Raw genomic sequence first — 18,696 nt, forward strand, 5'->3', positions numbered from 1 at the left:
CACATTTGAGCCTTAATTACAAAACACCTAACTTTGTACACAACAAAAAAACCAGTGAAGTTAACTTCACTGGTCCTATCTAATTTTTATTTATAAACTGTCAACCTATTTTAGGACGACTCATTATGAATATTATTAGAATTGATAACGAATACCTAAGGCAATATCGAAGTCTAAATCATCATTAATATCTCCAAAACCTAGTTCAGGTCTAAAATCTAAAGAGAGCAATAACGGAATATCAAAATCGTATTCAATGCCAATATTTCCAGCTATTAACAGCGATGTGCTACTATCATCAACTCCTGGAGCAACGTTGTCTAAGCTATAAGAAGCAAAACCACCACCAGCACCAGCGTACCAGTTAAAATTACCATCTAAAGGCATAACCCATTGATACAAACCAACAGCTCGTACAGCATTATAGTTTTTTCCATCTCTCCATCCTAATCCAAATTCTAATCTATTAGCGTCACTCAAACCAAGTTGATAAGAAATTTCAGCGCCAAAACCATCACTATCACCTAAGCGCAATCCTAAGGCATGGTCAGACACATCCTGTGCTTGCGTAGTAAGAGCAAATCCAATTAATGCAATTGATAATAAAAATAATTTTTTCATAAGTTTTAAGTTTTTGTAAATGTAATTATTTTGATAAAAATATATCTCCATAACGCTAATATTATGCCAATATTGAATTTTGACAAAAAATAATAAATAAATTAGAACTATTATTTAAAATCCATTTTTGTTTCTCTAATAATACAATTACATTAGCAAAACTAACTAATACTTATACATAATTAATGGCTGGAAATTCCTTCGGAACTATTTTTAAACTTACAACCTTTGGCGAATCACATGGCGTGGCTATTGGTGGTGTTATAGATGGTTGTCCTGCTGGACTAACATTAGATTTTGATGCTATTCAACACGAAATGGATAGACGTAAACCTGGTCAGTCAGACATTGTAACACAACGTAAAGAACCTGACACCGTTGAATTTTTGTCAGGAATATTTGAAGGTCAAACCACAGGAACTTCAATTGGTTTCATCATTAAAAATGCCAATCAGAAATCCAAAGACTATTCGCACATCAAGGATGTTTACAGACCAAGTCATGCCGATTATACTTACGACCAAAAATATGGAGTAAGAGATTATAGAGGTGGAGGTCGTAGTTCTGCACGAGAAACAGCATGTCGTGTAGTTGCTGGCGCAATAGCTAAACAACTACTTAAAAGTGTAAAGATTAATGCATTTACATCGTCCGTAGGAAAAATAAATATAAACAAACCATATCAAGACTTAGATTTCTCAAAAATTGATGCTAATGCAGTACGCTGTCCAGATGAAGCTATAGCTAATAAAATGATAGCTCGTATCAAAGAAATTAGAAAAGAAGGAGATACCATAGGAGGAACTGTAACTTGTGTATTACAAAACGTTCCTGTTGGTTTAGGTGAACCTGTATTTGATAGACTTCATGCAGAATTGGGAAAAGCAATGCTTTCTATTAATGCTGTTAAAGGGTTTGAATATGGTAGCGGATTTTGTGGTGTGGAAATGAAAGGTAGTGAGCATAACGATATTTTTAATGCTGATGGAAGTACAAAAACTAACCTGTCTGGAGGAATTCAAGGAGGTATTAGTAATGGAGAAGATATTTATTTTAGAGTAGCATTTAAACCAGTTGCTACTATTATGCAAAAACAAGAAACAATCGATGTTGATGGGAATACATTGCAAATGCAAGGTAAAGGACGCCATGATCCTTGTGTAGTTCCTAGAGCAGTACCCATTGTGGAGGCCATGGCAGCCTTGGTGCTTGCAGACTATTATTTACTAAATAAGATTACTAAACTATAAACTAGATATGAAACATTTATAACAATGTATTTTGCTATCAAAATACAATACTAAATGAATGTTACATGTGACAGATTAAAAACAAATAAAATATACACATGAAAAAACTCGCATTACATTGGCAAATTTTAATAGGAATGCTCTTAGGTTTAATTTTTGGCTTTATCATGCTACAAATTGATGGAGGTAAGGCATTTACCGATGATTGGATAAAACCACTAGGTAGCATTTTTGTTAAACTATTAAAATTAATAGCAATTCCGTTGATACTTGCATCTTTAATAAAGGGTATTTCAGATTTAAAGGATATCTCAAAATTTAAAAGAATTGGTGTTCGTACGATTGTTACATATGTCATTACTACTGTTGTAGCCATTTCTATAGGTCTTATGGTTGTTAATATATTACAACCTGGTGAAGGTGTTTCAGAAGAGACTATTTCAAAACTTACAAATACATATTCTCAAAACAGTGGCGTTCAAGGTAAAATAGCCGAAGCTACAAAGCAAGTAGAAAGTGGACCATTACAGTTTATTGAAGATATGGTGCCTGATAACGCCTTTAAGGCAATGAGTGAAAACGGATTAATGTTGCAAGTAATATTTTTCTCAATATTTCTAGCAATTTCTATGCTTTTAATAGGTGAAAAAAGAGCAGAACCATTAAAAAACCTATTCGATTCTCTTAATGATGTTGTTTTGAAAATGGTAGATTTAATCATGTTAACTGCACCTTATGCTGTATTTGCTCTTCTCGCGAGTGTGGTTGTGTCTTCTGATGATCCTGATATTTTAGTAGCCTTGGCACAATATGCAGGTGTTGTTCTTTTAGGCTTAGCTTTAATGATTGTTTTCTATACAATTATAGTGTCAAGTTATACCAAGAAAAACCCATTCTGGTTCTTAAAAGAAATTAGTCCAGCACAATTATTAGCTTTTTCAACGAGTAGTAGTGCTGCAACACTTCCTGTAACCATGGAGCGTGTTGAAGAACACATTGGAGTGGATAAAGAAGTTTCGAGTTTTGTATTGCCTGTTGGAGCAACTATTAATATGGATGGAACAAGTTTGTATCAAGCAGTTGCAGCTGTATTTATTTTTCAAGCTTTAGGTTTAGATTTAACTTTTGGCGATCAGATAACAATTGTTCTAACAGCGTTATTAGCATCTATAGGAAGTGCTGCTGTTCCAGGTGCAGGAATGGTAATGCTGGTTATTGTATTGGAGTCTGTTGGTCTTCCACCAGAATTATTACCAATTGGTTTGGCACTCATTTTTGCAGTAGATAGACCGTTAGATATGTGTCGAACAATTGTGAATGTTACAGGTGATGCAATGGTCTCTATGATTGTTGCAAAATCTGTTGGAAAACTAGGTGAACCAAAAATAAAAAATTGGGATGACCATTATGAAGAGGTAAAATAAGTTATAAACCCCTAATTACTGAGTTTAAAAAGTGTTTAATTTAAGCATAAATAAGATGAATATTTGTTTTATAATGTACCCTTGGGAAGACATTGACCCAGAAAACGATACAAGTTTAGCACTTATTAAAGAGTGCTCAAAGCGAGGTCATGGTGTTGCCATGTGCACACCTGCCAACTTAACCATTAGAAACAGTGTCACTAACGCTTTTTGCACTGTTATTGGGCGAATGGAGAAAGTACCAAGTACACTTAAAGCATTCTATAAAAAAGCGCAACTACGAGAAGAAATGCTGCCTCTTGCAGGTTTTGATGCTATATTTTTTAGAGCAAATCCACCACTTGACCCAATCATGTTAAACTTCTTGGATTCAGTAAAAGATGATGTGTTTATTATCAATTCTCTTCAAGGTATGAGAGAAGCCAATAATAAGCTTTATACAGCTGCTTTTGGAGATGCGCACAGTAACATTATCCCTGCTACTCACGTGTCTAAAAACAAAAATTATTTAGTAAAACAAATAAAAGAATCTAAGTCTGATAGAATGATACTAAAACCCTTAAATGGTTTTGGAGGTTCAGGTGTCATTCTTATTGAAAAATCTGCGATGAGTAATATTAATTCATTGTTAGATTTTTATATTACAGGTGCTGATGGAGCTTCAAATTATGTTATTTTGCAAGATTACATTGAAGGTGCCGACCAAGGAGATGTTAGAATTTTATTGCTAAATGGCGAACCAGTAGGAGCTATGAAACGTGTTCCAGGAACAGACGACCATCGTTCTAATGTATCAGCTGGAGGAAGTGTGCAAAAGCATATTCTATCAAAGGCAGAAAAAGCTTTGTGTAAACAAATTGGTCCAAAATTGGTCAAAGATGGCTTGTATTTTGTTGGTATTGATGTGATAGGAGGAAAGTTAGTAGAAGTTAACGTCATGTCTCCTGGAGGTATTACATACATTAATAAAGTATATAAACCTAAAGTGAAAGTTGAAGAAAAAGTTATAGATTTCCTTGAAAGCAAAGTATTAGATAAGCTTCAAGCTTTTGATAGACGTTCACGTTTAAGAAAAACAGTAGATGAAGCTTAATTTTGTTATTAGTCAATATTCCGAAATTAGATAATTATGGCAAGAACTGTTACTTTAGAACCTATAGTCTCGGTGGAATGGTTGCATAACCATTTAGATAATAATAATCTGCTTGTTTTTGATGCAAGCATGCCAAAAGTAACATCTAATAGTAGTGCATCAGTAGTATTCCAAATTCCTAGTGCACAATTTTTTGATATCAAACAGGTATTTAGTGATGTAAGTGCTCCTTTTCCAAACACGGTACCTTCTGAAGAACAATTTACTAAAGAAGTTCAAAATTTAGGTGTAAACTCAAATAGCATGATTGTGGTTTATGATGATAAAGGTATTTATTCTAGTGCAAGAGTTTGGTATTTGTTTAAGGCTTTTGGTTTTAATAATGTTGCAGTGTTAGATGGAGGGTTGCCTCAGTGGAAAACAGCAAATTACCCTTTAGAGGCAAAGCAAATTAATGCTAGACCTAAAGGTAATTTCATTGCCAAATATAACCCTAAAGCATTCAAGTTTTTTAATGATATTAAAGCATCATCAAGCAACGCAGAGCATCTTATTATTGATGCACGCTCAGCTAATCGTTTTAAAGGAATATCCCCAGAACCAAGAAAAGGTTTGAGAAGTGGTAATATACCCAATTCAGTCAATATTCCTTACTCCGAATTATTGGTAAACGGTCATTGTTTTAAAAGCAAAAAAGCCATTGAAAAAGAGTTTAACGCCATCAATGCAAAAGAGCAGCATTTAGTTTTTTCATGCGGCTCTGGAATTACAGCTTGTATATTGGCTTTAGGAGCTGAATTAATTAATAAAACAGATTATTCAGTCTATGATGGTTCTTGGACTGAATATGGCTCATTAACAACAGAATAATTATGAAACAACCTCATTGGACTAAAGAAGAACTAGTCGCATATATATTGCTTTACACGGCACATTCAAACTTTGATGAAGCCAATACCGAAAAAAATGTCATTATCTCAAAAGTAGATATGCAAACCTTTCAAAGAATTCATGATGAATTCGATAAAGACAATGACTACCAAAGTTTGCAAAAAATTATTCAAGGAGTGAAAGACCATGATTATGATGCCGACGAATTAAAATCTTTATTTACCGATATCAAAACATTATTTTTAAGTGATGGCGAATACGATATTCTAGAGCGTAATATGTTTCTGTACCTTAAAAAGATATTGAGTTGATATGAAAAAACTGTCTGTTGATGCAATTATTAATAAAATAAAGCAGCAGCAAACGTTTCATGCCGTTGCTGAGGATTACTCATTTACTCTAAAAATTGATAATTATGTGCCTTATGTATGTGCAGCCATACATGATGGACATCAATTTAGAAAGGAACTTTGGGATAATTGTTTGCATACCGCATACGACAGATGGTACGAAGAAGACCCAGAAACCAAAAACATGATTGCATCTCATCCTATTGTAATAGCTGGTTGTGATTCTCGATTTGAATACGATATAAATAGACCTCCTGAAGAAGCAGTTTTTGAAACGGCTTGGGGAAAACAACTTTGGAAAAACACTTTGCCTGAAGTTCAAAAACAAAAATCACTTGCAAAACATAAAGCCTTTTATAAAGTAGTTCATGCATTAATCGATACTATTGAATCCAAATACGGGATGGCTATTGTTTATGATATGCATAGCTATAATTGGAAACGTTGGGATAGGGAAGTCCCTACTTGGAATTTGGGTACAAGTAATGTCGATAATGAACGTTTTGATGAAGATATTGAAACATGGAGGCAAAGTCTTTCCGAAATTATTTTACCTAGTAATATTAAATCAACAGCATTAATTAATAACACCTTTTTTGGTAATGGCTATTTTTTAAAATACATTACTAATAACTTTAAAAACACATTAGTTTTAGCAACCGAAATAGCTAAAGTGTATTGTGATGAGCACAAACAAGTTATTTTTCCTGAAATTGTAAGCAGTGTTGCAGCACAACTCAAGGCTCGAATTCCGAAACATGCTATGTCATTTATAGAAAAGCACAGTAAATAATTACCTAATGAAGCAAGAGATTAATACAGTTAATAAAATATTATTAAATATTGACACGCATTTGCATAAACTTGTCAAAAAGATTGAACTTTTAACCTATGTAAATCCAATTAACATTGAAAGTGAAAAAGAAAGGTTTTTTGCTTCTAAATATTTATCCGAACCAGATTTTATATATCCAAATATAGATTTTGATAAATTTAAATTGCATAAAGAGCTTTTTTCATTACCAATTGAAAAAATTGAAGACGATAGAATTAAAAGCTTATATCAAGATATTATATATTTCTACTCTGGTTTAATTCAATCTATTGAAACCATTGGAACAGGAAAGAAATTTTATTATAACAGTTTGCATTCGTTTGGTACACCAACTGAAAAAGATGTGGAAAATGCAAAGTTTATTTTGCATTTTGATGAAAACTTAGAAGCTGAACACTTTAAGCCAAAACATTCTGTATTACAAACAGAAACTTTTTTTAAAGACTATTCAAAGCGTTACGATTTTAAGTATCATATTACGCATTCTGACAGGATGGGTGCTATAGCTATGGTGTTAAACAATCAACAAACACTAGTGCTTAATAGTAACCATATGTTTAGTGATAATGAAATTGGTGTACTCACCAATCATGAAATAGGTGTACACATGGTAACTACTATGAATGCATTATTACATCCATTAAAAATATTTTCTCACGGATTCCCTAACAATGTTGAAACGCAAGAAGGCTTGTCTGTTTTTAGCGAATATATGTCAGGAAACTTAACAATAAAGCGTCTTAAAGAGCTAGCGTATCGCGTGCTTGCAGTAAATTGTTTAGCTAAAGGAAACTCTTTTTCTAAAACATTTAGAATGCTGCATAGTACTTATGATTTAAATAAAAATGATGCGTTTTATATTACTACAAGAGTACATAGAGGAGGAGGTTTTACAAAAGACTATCTGTACTTAACTGGATTAAGTAAAATTTACAGCCTTTATAAGAAAGGTACAAGCCTAGATGTATTATTAACAGGAAAAGTGTCTATTGAATACAAAAGTGATATTGAATATTTGCAAGAAAAAGGATTAGCAGTAAAACCGAAGTATATTACAGATTCTTTTGCAGAAAATAACAACAAAAATAAAACGATTGATTTCATTTTAGATAATTTAAAATAAAGTAAAATTCTTTTATCAAAGAAAACAGGTTTTAAACGAAAAATTTACTAAAAATTAAAATGCTTATCTATATTTATAATCACCAAAATAAGTGTGCTAAGATTTACATTTAATTGTGTTAATTGTTAAGTGTATAAAACCCTAAGTGATATCTTAGGGTTTTTTATTTTAAAAATTTTACTTTTAACTCAGGTGTAGGAATCATACAAGCTTCTTTTTTACCATACCATTTATACCTGTTCTTTGCAATATAATCGTACACCCAATTTCTAATAAAGGGAGGTACGATATAAAAAATAACCAATAAATTTCTTGGAAACCCCAATTTTAAAGCAATTGCTAGAGCTGCCGACGATTTTATTTTTAAACCATTTTTTTCTGAATACAGTAAAACAGAATCTGTTTTAGAGGTATCTAATCCAAAGTGCTTTATAATTTTTGTTCCTGTGTTTCCTTGTAATGGTGCAAACATAAATACATTGTTATGGTCATGTTTAATAACATAATTAATACTTGAATTGCAAAGGTTGCAAACACCATCAAAAAGTATTAATTGTTTATGCTTTGGTAATTGAATCATCCTATTTTTTTGTTTCTACCAATTCTAACTGCTCCACACTAACATTTGTTGTAAATAAGCCATAGTTTACTGTGGCCTTATTTTTTTCAATTTTGTCAACACTTCCAACAGCGCGTCCATCTTCTAATCTTACTCTATCGCCAACCTTTAATGTTGGTTTTGGTTTTGGTGTGTTTACTTCTTTTTTCTTTGCCGCTTTCTTTTTTTTCCTAATAACATTAACCTTTTTTTCAACCTCTTTTTTAACCTGTTGCTCTTTTTGTTTAATAATTTTTTTCTCTTTTACAGAAACCTTTTTACGTTTTGAATTTTCAATTTGAACCAATTTAAAAAGCTCCGCCATTAACACACGCTTTTGCTTGTTGTTAAAATACTTTTCTGATAAGTCGTTTACTTTTTGTCCTAAATATATAAGTCGTTGGTTGCTATCGTATAACTCTTGATAGCTCTCTAATTTCTTTTGAATACGAGCATTTATTTCTTCTAACTTATCAGCTTCGGCTTGTTTTTTTTGTTCATTAATTTTTAATGATTTCCCTGTTTTTTCAAGTTTAGAGCGTTCCATTTGAAGTTTTGCAATGGTTTTATCAAAACGCACCTTACCTCGTTCTATCTTCTTTTTTGCTCTATTAATTAAACTGTAAGGAATGCCATTTTTTTGGGCTACTTCAAAAGTAAATGAGCTACCAGCTTCTCCCAAAACTAACTTAAATAATGGTTCTAAACTACGATTATCAAACATCATGTTTGCATTTTTCATGTATGGAAGTTCGTTAGCAAGCAACTTTAAATTACTGTAATGCGTTGTAATTAGTCCAAATGCTTCACGTTCATAAAACACTTCCAAAAACGTTTCGGCTAATGCACCTCCAAGTTCAGGATCACTTCCTGTGCCAAACTCATCAATTAAAAAGAGTGTTTTGTTATTACACTTTTTTAAAAAATAATTCATTTGTTTAAGCCTATAACTATAAGTGCTTAAATGATTTTCAATAGATTGATTGTCACCAATGTCACTAATAATTCTGTTAAACAAACAAACTTCACTACGTTCATGAACAGGAATTAAAATACCACTTTGTAACATTACTTGTAGTAAGCCAACTGTTTTAAGTGTAATACTTTTACCTCCAGCATTTGGACCAGAAATGACAATAATTCGAGAATCCTTGGACAACTCAATAGTTTGTGGATATGTATTTTTGCCTTCTGATTTGTTTGTTAGATATAAAATTGGATGATAAGCATTTTTTAAGAATAAATATCTGTCTTTTGTTATTTTAGGTAAAATACCATTTATGGATTTACTATAGGAAGCCTTAGCAAAAACAACATCAATTTGTGTTAAATACTCTTGATACGACTTTAAAAGCGATAAAAAATCTCTAACAAAATTGGTCAGCTCTTTTAAAATTCTGGTAACTTCTTCTTTTTCTTCGTATTCTAAATTATTTAGTTCTCTATGAAATTGCAGAGTTGCCTCTGGTTCTATATAGACAATACTTCCTGTTTTACTAGAGCCTAGAATAGTTCCTTTAATTTTTTTTCTGTACATGGCTTTTACAGCCAAAACACGTCTGTTGTCAATAACAGATTCTCTTATATCGTCTAAATATCCAGAGGCATTTAAACTAGATAAAGCACTAACAAAACTAGAGTTTATTTTACCTTGTAATGACGCAATAGATCTTCGTAAGCTCTTTAACTCATCGCTTGCATCATTACGAACTTCTCCAAACCTATCTATTATAGAATTGACCTTGTTAATAATTGCTGTGGTATATTCTATATTTTCTGAAAGCGTATTTAGAGAAGGATAGTAGTCTTCAAACTTTTTAAAAAACTGAATCAATGCATTAGAGGTTTCAGAAATAGCAGCGATCTTTCTAAAACTATTGATCTCTAAAAATGTGTTTTCTATACCCAATAACTTTAGTTCGTTGGTAATATCGCTAAAACCATGGTTGGGTATTCTATTCTCATTTTCAAACGATGCAATAAACTCGTTAACATAATTAAGTGCAACAATTAACTCCGTTTCCTTTGAAAAAGGTTTAATGCGTAATATATTTTGCTTACCAAGGTCAGTAATGCAATACTGAGCCACTTGTGTAAGCACTGTTTCAAACTCTAAGTCTTTAAGCGTTTTTTCGTGAATGTTAATCATAACAATTCCCACTAAAGTGGGAAACTTATTAATAGTTTACTTAATCTTTTTTATGAACTAACAAAGTTACGTATTAGAATTGAGATGTGGAATTTTGGAGCGACGCTTATTGGTTTAGCATATGGCTCGTAGTATATAAATAGGTATGGGCTTTTCGGTTAAAATGTTAGTCGAATTTATATTTTCTATCATACATATGATCAAGTAAAAAAGCTCATATAATAAATAGTAATACACAAACTGTTAGTAACTAACAAGTGTTTTGTTTAGTGAAGTAGATAGATAATTTTATTTTTACATCAATAAGTTAATTAGCATGAATATTACCATACATCCAAGTTGGAAAGCTCACTTACAGGACGAGTTTAGTAAATCTTATTTTAATGAGTTGATTGGTTTTGTAAAACAAGAGTATAACACACACCAATGTTTTCCCCCTGGAAAGGAAATTTTTGCTGCGTTTGACCATTGCACGTTTGATAAGCTGAAAGTGGTTATTATTGGCCAAGATCCTTACCATGGTGTAGGGCAGGCCAATGGATTGTGTTTTTCTGTACATGATGGTGTACAACATCCACCTTCGTTAATTAATATTTTTAAAGAAATTGAAACAGATTTAAATACTCCTTATCCTAAAAGCGGTAATTTAGAACGTTGGGCAGATCAAGGTGTGTTACTATTAAATGCAACATTAACAGTCAGGTCGCATCAAGCTGGCAGTCATCAAAAAAAAGGATGGGAACAGTTTACAGATGCTGTAATTACTACTATCTCAGAACAAAAAACGGGAATCGTTTTTTTGCTTTGGGGAGGTTTTGCAAAGAAGAAAATAAAACTTATAGATACCAATAAACATTACGTGTTAACGTCAGGACATCCTTCTCCATTAAGTGCAAATAGAGGGTATTGGTTCGGAAATAAGCACTTTAGTAAAACTAACTCCCTGTTGGAGACAAACGGCTTGGAGCCTGTTGCGTGGTAATAGTTTTAGGTACTTTTTTAAGGACTATAGGTTTGTTAACTTTTACTTTTTTAGGCTTTGAAATCTTCTTAACTTTATTAGTGCTAAATATTAACAAAATAAAATTAATTGCTACTAAAACTGAAAGTATTAAAGTAATTTTATACATCATACACAAGGGATTTGGGTAACATTGTTTCGGCAAAATACAATAAATATCGATAAAATACAAAAACTATGTTAACATATGTTAATAAAGGTAAGGAAAAAAAATATACCAAACAATACGTAGAACTACGTATATGACAGATTTTCGATGAAAACTCCTACTTTTTAGATTAAAAACGTTAAATATTGATTACCAGCTCGTTAAAGGGTAGTTTTTTTGGGATAATGCTTAAAGCCAAAAGTTTGTCTTGAACATCATTAACTGTTTCGGCGTCTAAATTCTCTTGAGACCACTCGGTTAATTCAAGCCATTGTTGTACATCTTCTAGCTTTTGGTTGTATCTATTAGCAATGATAACATCAATTGAGGGAATGTCTTTAAACTCTTTGGTAGTGTTGTTTATTGTCGATAAAATTGCTTTTAAACAATCCCTTTCGTCGATTATAAAATCTTCTCTAACTGCAATAACAAAGCAAGGCCATGGTGAAGGGCAATCTTCAATATGTCTAAAGGTATTATTGTCAACTAACGGTTTGGTAGTAAATTTTTCCCACATAAAATAATCTGCTGTTCCATTGGTAAGAGCCTCAACAGCACCATCTAAGTCTTTTACTACCTCAAAATGCAAATCTTCTTCTAAGTTCCAGTTGTTGTTTTGAGCATTGATATATGCCATTAGGTGAGAGCCAGAACCAAACCTGCTAATAGCTGCTTTGCGTCCTTTGATGTCTTCTAGATTTTTAAAAGAAGAATTTTGCCCTACATGAATACCCCAAATTAATGGCGATTTAACATATACTTGAACTATTTTACATTTATTTCCAGCAATAATATCTTTTATAATACCTTCGGTTAAAATCACAGCCAAATCAATTTCGTTGTCGCGAAGGGCTTTACACATTTGGCCTGTGCCGCCAAAATAATCTTTCCAACGTAAATTAATGCCTTTGTTTTTGTACTCTTTATTTTTAAGAGTCAAATACCAAGCTAAATTGAAATGTTCAGGAACACCACCAATTCTAACAGTTTTTAAATCGTTACTCATTTAAGACACTAGTTTAGTTAAGGTGTAATTAATAAGGTTTTCTACCGCTTGCTTTGGGTCTTTACTGAAAGTGCCATTTGGTCGGTTAGCAATAATAGCATTTAGTGAACACGCATGGTGCCCTAACAATTTTGATAACCCATAAATAACAGAAGTTTCCATTTCAAAATTGGTGATTTTTATACCATTATGATTAAATGAATCAATTTTTGCATTCATATCGCTATCAAACAAAGGCAACCTAAGTACTCGCCCTTGTGGTCCGTAAAATCCTCCGGTAGTGGCAGTAACACCTTTAAAAATTTTTGAGCTTTCAAGTAAATTTTCTAGTTTTTGGCTGTTGCTAATAATGATTGGTCTTGCTTTGTCTTTATGCCAATTAGTATGCTTAATAAATGCATCTTCAAGGTTTGGGTTGCAAATATTTTTTATTTGATAGAAGTGCAACATTCCGTTTAAATCTAAACCATGAGTACTCAACACAAAAGAATCGACAGGAACATTGCTTTGAAGTGAACCTGACGTACCAACACGAACTATATTAAGTGATGTAAGAGCTTCTTTTGGCTTTCTAGTTTCTAAATTAATGTTAACCAAAGCGTCTAACTCGTTCATGACAATATCAATATTATCTGGCCCAATACCTGTAGACATAACTGTAAGACGCTTGCCTTTATAAGTTCCAGTATGCGTTTTAAATTCACGCTTTTGCGTTTCAAATTCTATAATATCAAAATGCTTAGATATTTTTTGAACACGATCTTGGTCACCAACAAAAAGTATTGTGTTTGCAATATGCTCAGGCTTTAAATTTAGATGATATACACTACCATCTGGATTTAATATAAGTTCAGATTCTTTAATTGACATTATATACGGTTTTTATTAACTGATTTTGATTTTTGTTAAATTGATATTCTAATCTTTTTGCACCACCAAAATCTATGTCATTTTTAATTTCACTTACAAAATTATGCTGACCCAATAGTGCTTCATGACCTTTACGGTTAAGGTACAGCTCACCATCAATTTCCTCAAAAAAGATACTTAAATTATGAATCATACGCATAATTTGTATGTCGCCATAGCCATAATACCCTTGATAGTTAAGTATATAACCTGTAAGATGATGTGTTGATGTCACATGGCTATCTCTTACAACTTCTAAAATATGCTTTTCAAGTCGGCATAATCCACTTTTGGTATCTGGAAATCGTTTCAAGTGAGCCTTTAAGCAGCTATTTAAATATTTAAAAGACGAGCTTTGTGTTATAAATGGTTTTAATAAGTTGTGGTTCTCATTACAGTAAATTCTCCAAATTTTTTGCGCTAATTTAATATCTGAATCTTTGAGTTCTATTTTAGCTTCGTAATGATCTAATAGTTGATTTTCAGTTAGCTCAGATATGCCTTTAAAGTCTTTTTCCCCTTTAATCCTACCACTACACACTAGAAAGAGTGGTAAATACACTTGTTTTTGCTTTAATAGACTAATGGCTGCCATTAAGTTAATATGACAAAATAAATCGTATTCAAACCAAAGAATTATTTTTGAATAGGTGTTAACATTGTCAAATACTTTAAGTTCTTTGTGAAACTGGTATTCGTGAATATCTATATTATAGAATTTGTTTAAAAAACTACGACGTGTTTCTACAAATTCCTGCGAATCTATTTGTTCAAAAGTAGGGCCTTCACATAGCATTTCATGCCATGTTAAAAAATCGCCTGAAAAGTTCAGGTCTTTCAAGTAATTGGTAAGACTAGAACCATTAGTAATATGAAGGGTTTTACTTGTCATTGTTAACCTCCTACACGCTTAACATTAAACCCTTTATTTTTTAGAATCTGCATTATTTTATCACGATAATCTCCTTGAATAATAATTTTATCATCTTTAAAGCTCCCTCCAACACTTAATTTAGTTTTTAACTCTTTTGCTAGCTTCTTAAAATCATCGGTTGCACCATTATAGCCTTCAAGAATGGTTATAGGTTTACCTTTACGCTTTTCGTATTTACAAATTATAGGGTCGTCTTGTAACCAAATATCACTTTTATTTTTAGTTTCATTGGTTGACTCAGACTCTTTATGATCTGGAAATAAGTTTTTTAATTGATCTTTTAAGTCCATTACTTCTTTATCAACCCTAATTCTATAAGTCGCTCATTTAAAAATTCTCCAGCTGTAATATCTTCAAATTGTTTTGGATGATTTTCATCAATACAACTATCTAAAACATCTAGCTTCATACTACTCACAGGATGCATAAAAAATGGAATAGAGTAACGTGATGTTCCCCAAAGTTCTCTTGGTGGATTTACTACGCGATGTATGGTAGATTTTAATTTGTTATTAGTATGTCTAGAGAGCATGTCACCAACATTGATCATAAGTTCGTCTGGTTGTGCAATGGCATCAATCCATTCGCCTTTATGATTTTGCACTTGCAATCCACGACCTTGGGCTCCCATTAATAGCGTAATTAAATTAATATCTCCATGCGCTGCAGCTCTAACTGCATTTTTTGGTTCTTTTTTAATTGGAGGGTAGTGAATTGGCCTTAGTATGCTATTACCATTGTAAATGTATTCATCAAAATAAGTTTCTTCTAAATCTAGATGAAGAGCTAATGCACGAAGTACATACTTTGCCGTTTTTTCAAGCATTTTATAAGCTTGCTTTCCAATGTCATTGAAATCAGGAAGTTCTTCAACTACGACATTTTTTGGATATTCAGCTTCTAACTCAGGATTATTCTCAACATACTGTCCAAAATGCCAAAACTCTTTTAAATCGCCTTCTTTTTTTCCTTTTGCACTTTCTTTTCCAAACGACACATAACCACGTTGACCTCCAATACCTGGTATCTCATAATTTTGCTTTTTTTCTACAGGGAGATCAAAAAAGTTTTTTACCTCTTTATACAAATTATCAACTAGCTCGTTATCTAGAAAATGCCCACGGAGTGCTACAAAGCCAATATCTTCATAAGCTTTACCAATAGCGTTTATAAACTGTTGCTTTTTTTGAGGGTCTTCTGAGAGAAACTCTTTAAGATTTACACTAGGTATCTTATTCATGGTACTAATATTAAATAAATTTGAAATACAAAGATAGCGAAATTGAATACTTAATTTGAAGTCAAATATAGAATATATGTTTTCTGTAGGGATTAAAATTTAGATAATCGATGAAATTTGTTCAATAAAAAAATTCTTCATAGTGTTACCTTATTTTTGCTACTTTTGACTAACAATTTATTGAGATGACTAAGACAACAGCTAAGAGCAAACATATTATTTATGACAAAAAGAATTTAGGTAAAAATACACTTCTTTCATTATATAAGAACATGTTGAAACCTAGAATGATAGAGGAGAAAATGCTCATTTTACTGCGTCAAGGAAAAATATCTAAATGGTTTTCAGGAATTGGTCAAGAAGCAATTTCAGTTGGGGTAACCATGGTGCTAAATAAAGACGAATACATTTTGCCAATGCACAGAAATTTAGGTGTTTTTACTACAAGAAACATTCCTTTGCATCGCTTATTTGCACAATGGCAAGGTAAAACTAGCGGTTTTACAAAAGGTAGAGATAGATCGTTTCATTTTGGTACACAAGAATATAATATTGTTGGAATGATATCGCACCTTGGGCCACAATTGGGTGTGGCTGATGGTATAGCACTCGCTAATCTATTAAAAAAGAATAATAAAGTTACAGCAGTATTTTCAGGAGAAGGAGGTACTAGCGAAGGCGATTTTCATGAGGCATTAAATATAGCTTCGGTATGGAAACTTCCTGTGATTTTTTGTATTGAAAATAATGGTTACGGATTATCGACACCTACCTCACAGCAATATAAATGCAAACATATAGCCGATAGAGGTAAAGGCTACGGAATGGAATCATTTATAATTGATGGTAATAATATTTTAGATGTTTATTCTAAACTTTCAAAACTTGCAGAAAGTGTAAGAAAACGACCTAGACCTATCCTTATAGAATTTAAGACGTTTAGAATGCGAGGTCATGAAGAAGCGAGTGGTACAAAGTATGTGCCAAAAGATTTAATGGACGAATGGGCTTTAAAAGATCCTATAGTTAATTACCAATCGTACTTAAAAGAAGAAGGTATTCTTACCGAAAAGGATGAAGTAAAAATAAAAGAAACCATTATGAAAGAAATTCATGATGGTTTAGAAGCAGCTTATGCGGAGGAACCAATTACTCCAAATTTAACTACTGAATTAAATGATGTATATAAACCATTTAAATATCAGGAAGTTAATTCTAAAGGAAAAGCTAAAGAAATTCGATTTGTTGACGCGATTTCCGAAGGTCTAAAACAATCGATGCAAAAGCATAAGGACCTAGTTATAATGGGTCAAGACATTGCTGATTATGGTGGTGTTTTTAAAATTACGGATGGTTTTTTAAGAGCTTTTGGAGAAGATCGCGTTAGAAACACACCTATTTGCGAATCGGCTATCGTGGAAGCTAGCATGGGATTATCTATAGCCGGAATTAAAAGTGTTGTAGAAATGCAATTTGCAGATTTTGTAACCTCAGGTTTTAACCCTGTGGTCAATTATTTAGCTAAATCGCATTACAGATGGAATCAAAATGCTGATGTCGTTTTAAGAATGCCTTGTGGTGCAGGTGTTGCAGCTGGTCCTTTTCACTCTCAAACAAATGAGGCTTGGTTTACAAAAACACCAGGATTAAAAGTTGTCTATCCAGCATTTCCTTACGATGCCAAAGGCTTGTTAATGACTGCGATTAATGACCCTAATCCTGTATTATTTTTTGAACATAAAGCTTTGTATAGAAGTATTCGTCAGGAGGTACCTATGGATTATTACACGCTGCCTTTTGGTAAAGCATCTTTGCTTCGTGAAGGTGAAAAAGTGACGATTATTAGCTATGGAGCTGCTGTACATTGGGCATTAGAAACACTAGATAACAATAAAGATATCAGTGCAGATGTCATTGATTTAAGAACTTTACAACCGTTAGATACTGAAGCAATATTAAATTCAGTTAAAAAAACTGGACGAGCTATTATTTTGCAAGAGGATTCTCTTTTTGGCGGTATAGCCTCAGATATTGCTTCGTTAATTATGGAAGAATGTTTCGAGTACTTAGATGCGCCAGTTAAAAGAGTTGCAAGTATTGAAACACCTATTCCGTTTATTAATCAACTAGAAGAGCAGTACTTACCTAAAAACAGGTTTGAATCTGAGCTTAAAAGCCTTCTAGCTTACTAATTTTAAATAATGAAATATTTAGAAGCTTTTATCAATACTATAGTAGGAACTTTAGATTGGACATGGCGTTCCATAACTTTTGATGTCGTTTGGTATAACAATTACTTTTGGGGATTAATTCTCATTTCACTAATAGTTTGGATATTAGAAATTGTGTTTCCTTGGCGTAAAAATCAGTCAGTTTTTAGAAAAGACTTTTGGTTGGATATATTCTATATGTTCTTCAATTTTTTCATTTTTGCTATTGTTATAAGTGGTTTTTATAAGGTTTTAGAGTTATTCTTTCTAGATATTTTTGGAATGGATGCTAAATCTTTAGCGCTTATAGATATGAAAAAGTTTCCAATGTGGAGCCAATTACTTATATTTTTCATTATTCTAGATTTTGTACAGTGGTTTACACATGTTTTATTACATAGGTTTAATGCTTTATGGCGTTTTCACAAGGTGCATCATTCAGTAAAAGAAATGGGATTTGCAGCGCATTTACGTTATCACTGGATGGAAAATATTCTATATAAACCTTTAAAAGTACTTGGAGTAATGCTTTTAGGTGGTTTTGAGCCAGAACAAGCATATGTTGTGCATTTTGCTGCAATTACTATTGGACACTTAAATCATGCTAATATTAAGCTTAGTTATGGGCCTTTAAAATATGTATTTAACAATCCTGTAATGCATTTATATCACCATGCTTATGCTTTACCTAAAGATAGATTTTACGGTGTGAATTTTGGTATTAGTTTAAGTCTATGGGATTACATTTTTAAAACAAATTATATTCCGGAAGATAATGGAACCATAGAGTTGGGGTATGAGGGCGACTCAAAAATGCCTAATAGTTTTTTTAAACAGCTTTTCTACGGTTTTAAAAAAGAGGATTAATCTAAAATTTGTGTCATTACGAGGGAA

18 protein-coding genes are annotated in these 18,696 nt (G+C 32.3%); 10 read left to right on the top strand and 8 right to left on the bottom strand.

From position 1 onward, the window contains the following. Positions 1-135 precede the first annotated feature (135 nt). Entirely contained in the window at positions 136-621 is a 486-nt protein-coding gene (locus tag E5167_RS12560; protein ID WP_136844508.1) for an outer membrane protein, read from the bottom strand. Between the two features lie 185 nt (positions 622-806). Here E5167_RS12560 and aroC point away from each other — a divergent pair, with 185 nt between their 5' ends. The 7 genes from aroC to E5167_RS12595 all read left to right on the top strand — a co-directional run bounded on the left by aroC (position 807) and on the right by E5167_RS12595 (position 7,587). Continuing rightward, complete coding sequence (gene aroC / locus E5167_RS12565; protein WP_136844509.1) at positions 807-1,871, top strand: chorismate synthase; 1,065 nt, start codon at positions 807-809, stop codon at positions 1,869-1,871. A 98-nt stretch (positions 1,872-1,969) separates the two neighbouring features. Then, complete coding sequence (locus E5167_RS12570) at positions 1,970-3,295, top strand: dicarboxylate/amino acid:cation symporter (RefSeq protein WP_136844510.1); 1,326 nt, start codon at positions 1,970-1,972, stop codon at positions 3,293-3,295. A 55-nt stretch (positions 3,296-3,350) separates the two neighbouring features. Further along, positions 3,351-4,388 carry a glutathione synthase gene (gshB, locus tag E5167_RS12575; RefSeq protein WP_136844511.1) on the top strand — a complete coding sequence of 346 codons (1,038 nt, stop codon included), beginning with the start codon at positions 3,351-3,353 and terminating at the stop codon, positions 4,386-4,388. 36 nt (positions 4,389-4,424) lie between these two features. Then, positions 4,425-5,258 carry a sulfurtransferase gene (locus E5167_RS12580; protein ID WP_136844512.1) on the top strand — a complete coding sequence of 278 codons (834 nt, stop codon included), beginning with the start codon at positions 4,425-4,427 and terminating at the stop codon, positions 5,256-5,258. A gap of 2 nt (positions 5,259-5,260) precedes the next feature. Continuing rightward, positions 5,261-5,590: a hypothetical protein gene (locus tag E5167_RS12585; protein WP_136844513.1), complete on the top strand. Its 330-nt coding sequence runs from the start codon at positions 5,261-5,263 to the stop codon at positions 5,588-5,590. Position 5,591: 1 nt separating this feature from the next. Continuing rightward, positions 5,592-6,422: an N-formylglutamate amidohydrolase gene (locus E5167_RS12590; RefSeq protein ID WP_136844514.1), complete on the top strand. Its 831-nt coding sequence runs from the start codon at positions 5,592-5,594 to the stop codon at positions 6,420-6,422. 7 nt (positions 6,423-6,429) lie between these two features. Then, positions 6,430-7,587 carry a flavohemoglobin expression-modulating QEGLA motif protein gene (locus E5167_RS12595; RefSeq protein WP_136844515.1) on the top strand — a complete coding sequence of 386 codons (1,158 nt, stop codon included), beginning with the start codon at positions 6,430-6,432 and terminating at the stop codon, positions 7,585-7,587. 163 nt (positions 7,588-7,750) lie between these two features. Here E5167_RS12595 and E5167_RS12600 read toward each other — a convergent pair whose 3' ends face one another. Both E5167_RS12600 and E5167_RS12605 read right to left on the bottom strand, forming a co-directional pair. Next, positions 7,751-8,167 carry a thiol-disulfide oxidoreductase DCC family protein gene (locus tag E5167_RS12600; protein WP_136844516.1) on the bottom strand — a complete coding sequence of 139 codons (417 nt, stop codon included), beginning with the start codon at positions 8,165-8,167 and terminating at the stop codon, positions 7,751-7,753. 1 nt (position 8,168) lies between these two features. Then, positions 8,169-10,334, bottom strand: a complete 2,166-nt coding sequence (locus tag E5167_RS12605; RefSeq protein ID WP_136844517.1) for an endonuclease MutS2 — start codon at positions 10,332-10,334, stop codon at positions 8,169-8,171. Between the two features lie 316 nt (positions 10,335-10,650). Here E5167_RS12605 and E5167_RS12610 point away from each other — a divergent pair, with 316 nt between their 5' ends. Continuing rightward, the gene (locus E5167_RS12610; RefSeq protein WP_136844518.1) at positions 10,651-11,316 is read left to right on the top strand and encodes a uracil-DNA glycosylase; all 666 of its coding nucleotides are present in this window, start codon (positions 10,651-10,653) and stop codon (positions 11,314-11,316) included. Positions 11,317-11,642: 326 nt separating this feature from the next. Here E5167_RS12610 and E5167_RS12615 read toward each other — a convergent pair whose 3' ends face one another. Genes E5167_RS12615 through E5167_RS12635 form a run of 5 tightly spaced genes read right to left on the bottom strand, consistent with a single transcriptional unit; the run spans position 11,643 to position 15,592 of the window. Further along, positions 11,643-12,509 carry a substrate-binding domain-containing protein gene (locus tag E5167_RS12615; protein ID WP_136844519.1) on the bottom strand — a complete coding sequence of 289 codons (867 nt, stop codon included), beginning with the start codon at positions 12,507-12,509 and terminating at the stop codon, positions 11,643-11,645. Next, complete coding sequence (locus E5167_RS12620; protein ID WP_136844520.1) at positions 12,510-13,379, bottom strand: nucleoside phosphorylase; 870 nt, start codon at positions 13,377-13,379, stop codon at positions 12,510-12,512. It abuts the gene before it with no gap. Beyond that, positions 13,369-14,310, bottom strand: a complete 942-nt coding sequence (locus tag E5167_RS12625; protein WP_136844521.1) for a DUF1835 domain-containing protein — start codon at positions 14,308-14,310, stop codon at positions 13,369-13,371. The genes E5167_RS12620 and E5167_RS12625 overlap by 11 nt, the downstream gene beginning before the upstream one ends. A gap of 2 nt (positions 14,311-14,312) precedes the next feature. Next, a complete protein-coding gene (locus E5167_RS12630) occupies positions 14,313-14,642 on the bottom strand; it encodes a translation initiation factor (RefSeq protein ID WP_136844522.1) in 330 nt (109 codons plus the stop codon). Continuing rightward, positions 14,642-15,592 carry an isopenicillin N synthase family dioxygenase gene (locus E5167_RS12635; RefSeq protein WP_136844523.1) on the bottom strand — a complete coding sequence of 317 codons (951 nt, stop codon included), beginning with the start codon at positions 15,590-15,592 and terminating at the stop codon, positions 14,642-14,644. Before E5167_RS12635 ends, E5167_RS12630 begins: the two co-directional genes overlap by 1 nt. Positions 15,593-15,777: 185 nt before the next feature. On the opposite strand from E5167_RS12635, the gene E5167_RS12640 reads away from it, so the two are divergent. After that, positions 15,778-17,784, top strand: a complete 2,007-nt coding sequence (locus E5167_RS12640; RefSeq protein WP_136844524.1) for an alpha-ketoacid dehydrogenase subunit alpha/beta — start codon at positions 15,778-15,780, stop codon at positions 17,782-17,784. Between the two features lie 9 nt (positions 17,785-17,793). Then, a complete protein-coding gene (locus E5167_RS12645; RefSeq protein WP_394347695.1) occupies positions 17,794-18,669 on the top strand; it encodes a sterol desaturase family protein in 876 nt (291 codons plus the stop codon). Positions 18,670-18,696: the final 27 nt, after the last annotated feature.

Source organism: Pontimicrobium aquaticum, assembly GCF_005047595.1.
Classification (GTDB): Bacteria; Bacteroidota; Bacteroidia; order Flavobacteriales; family Flavobacteriaceae; genus Pontimicrobium; species Pontimicrobium aquaticum.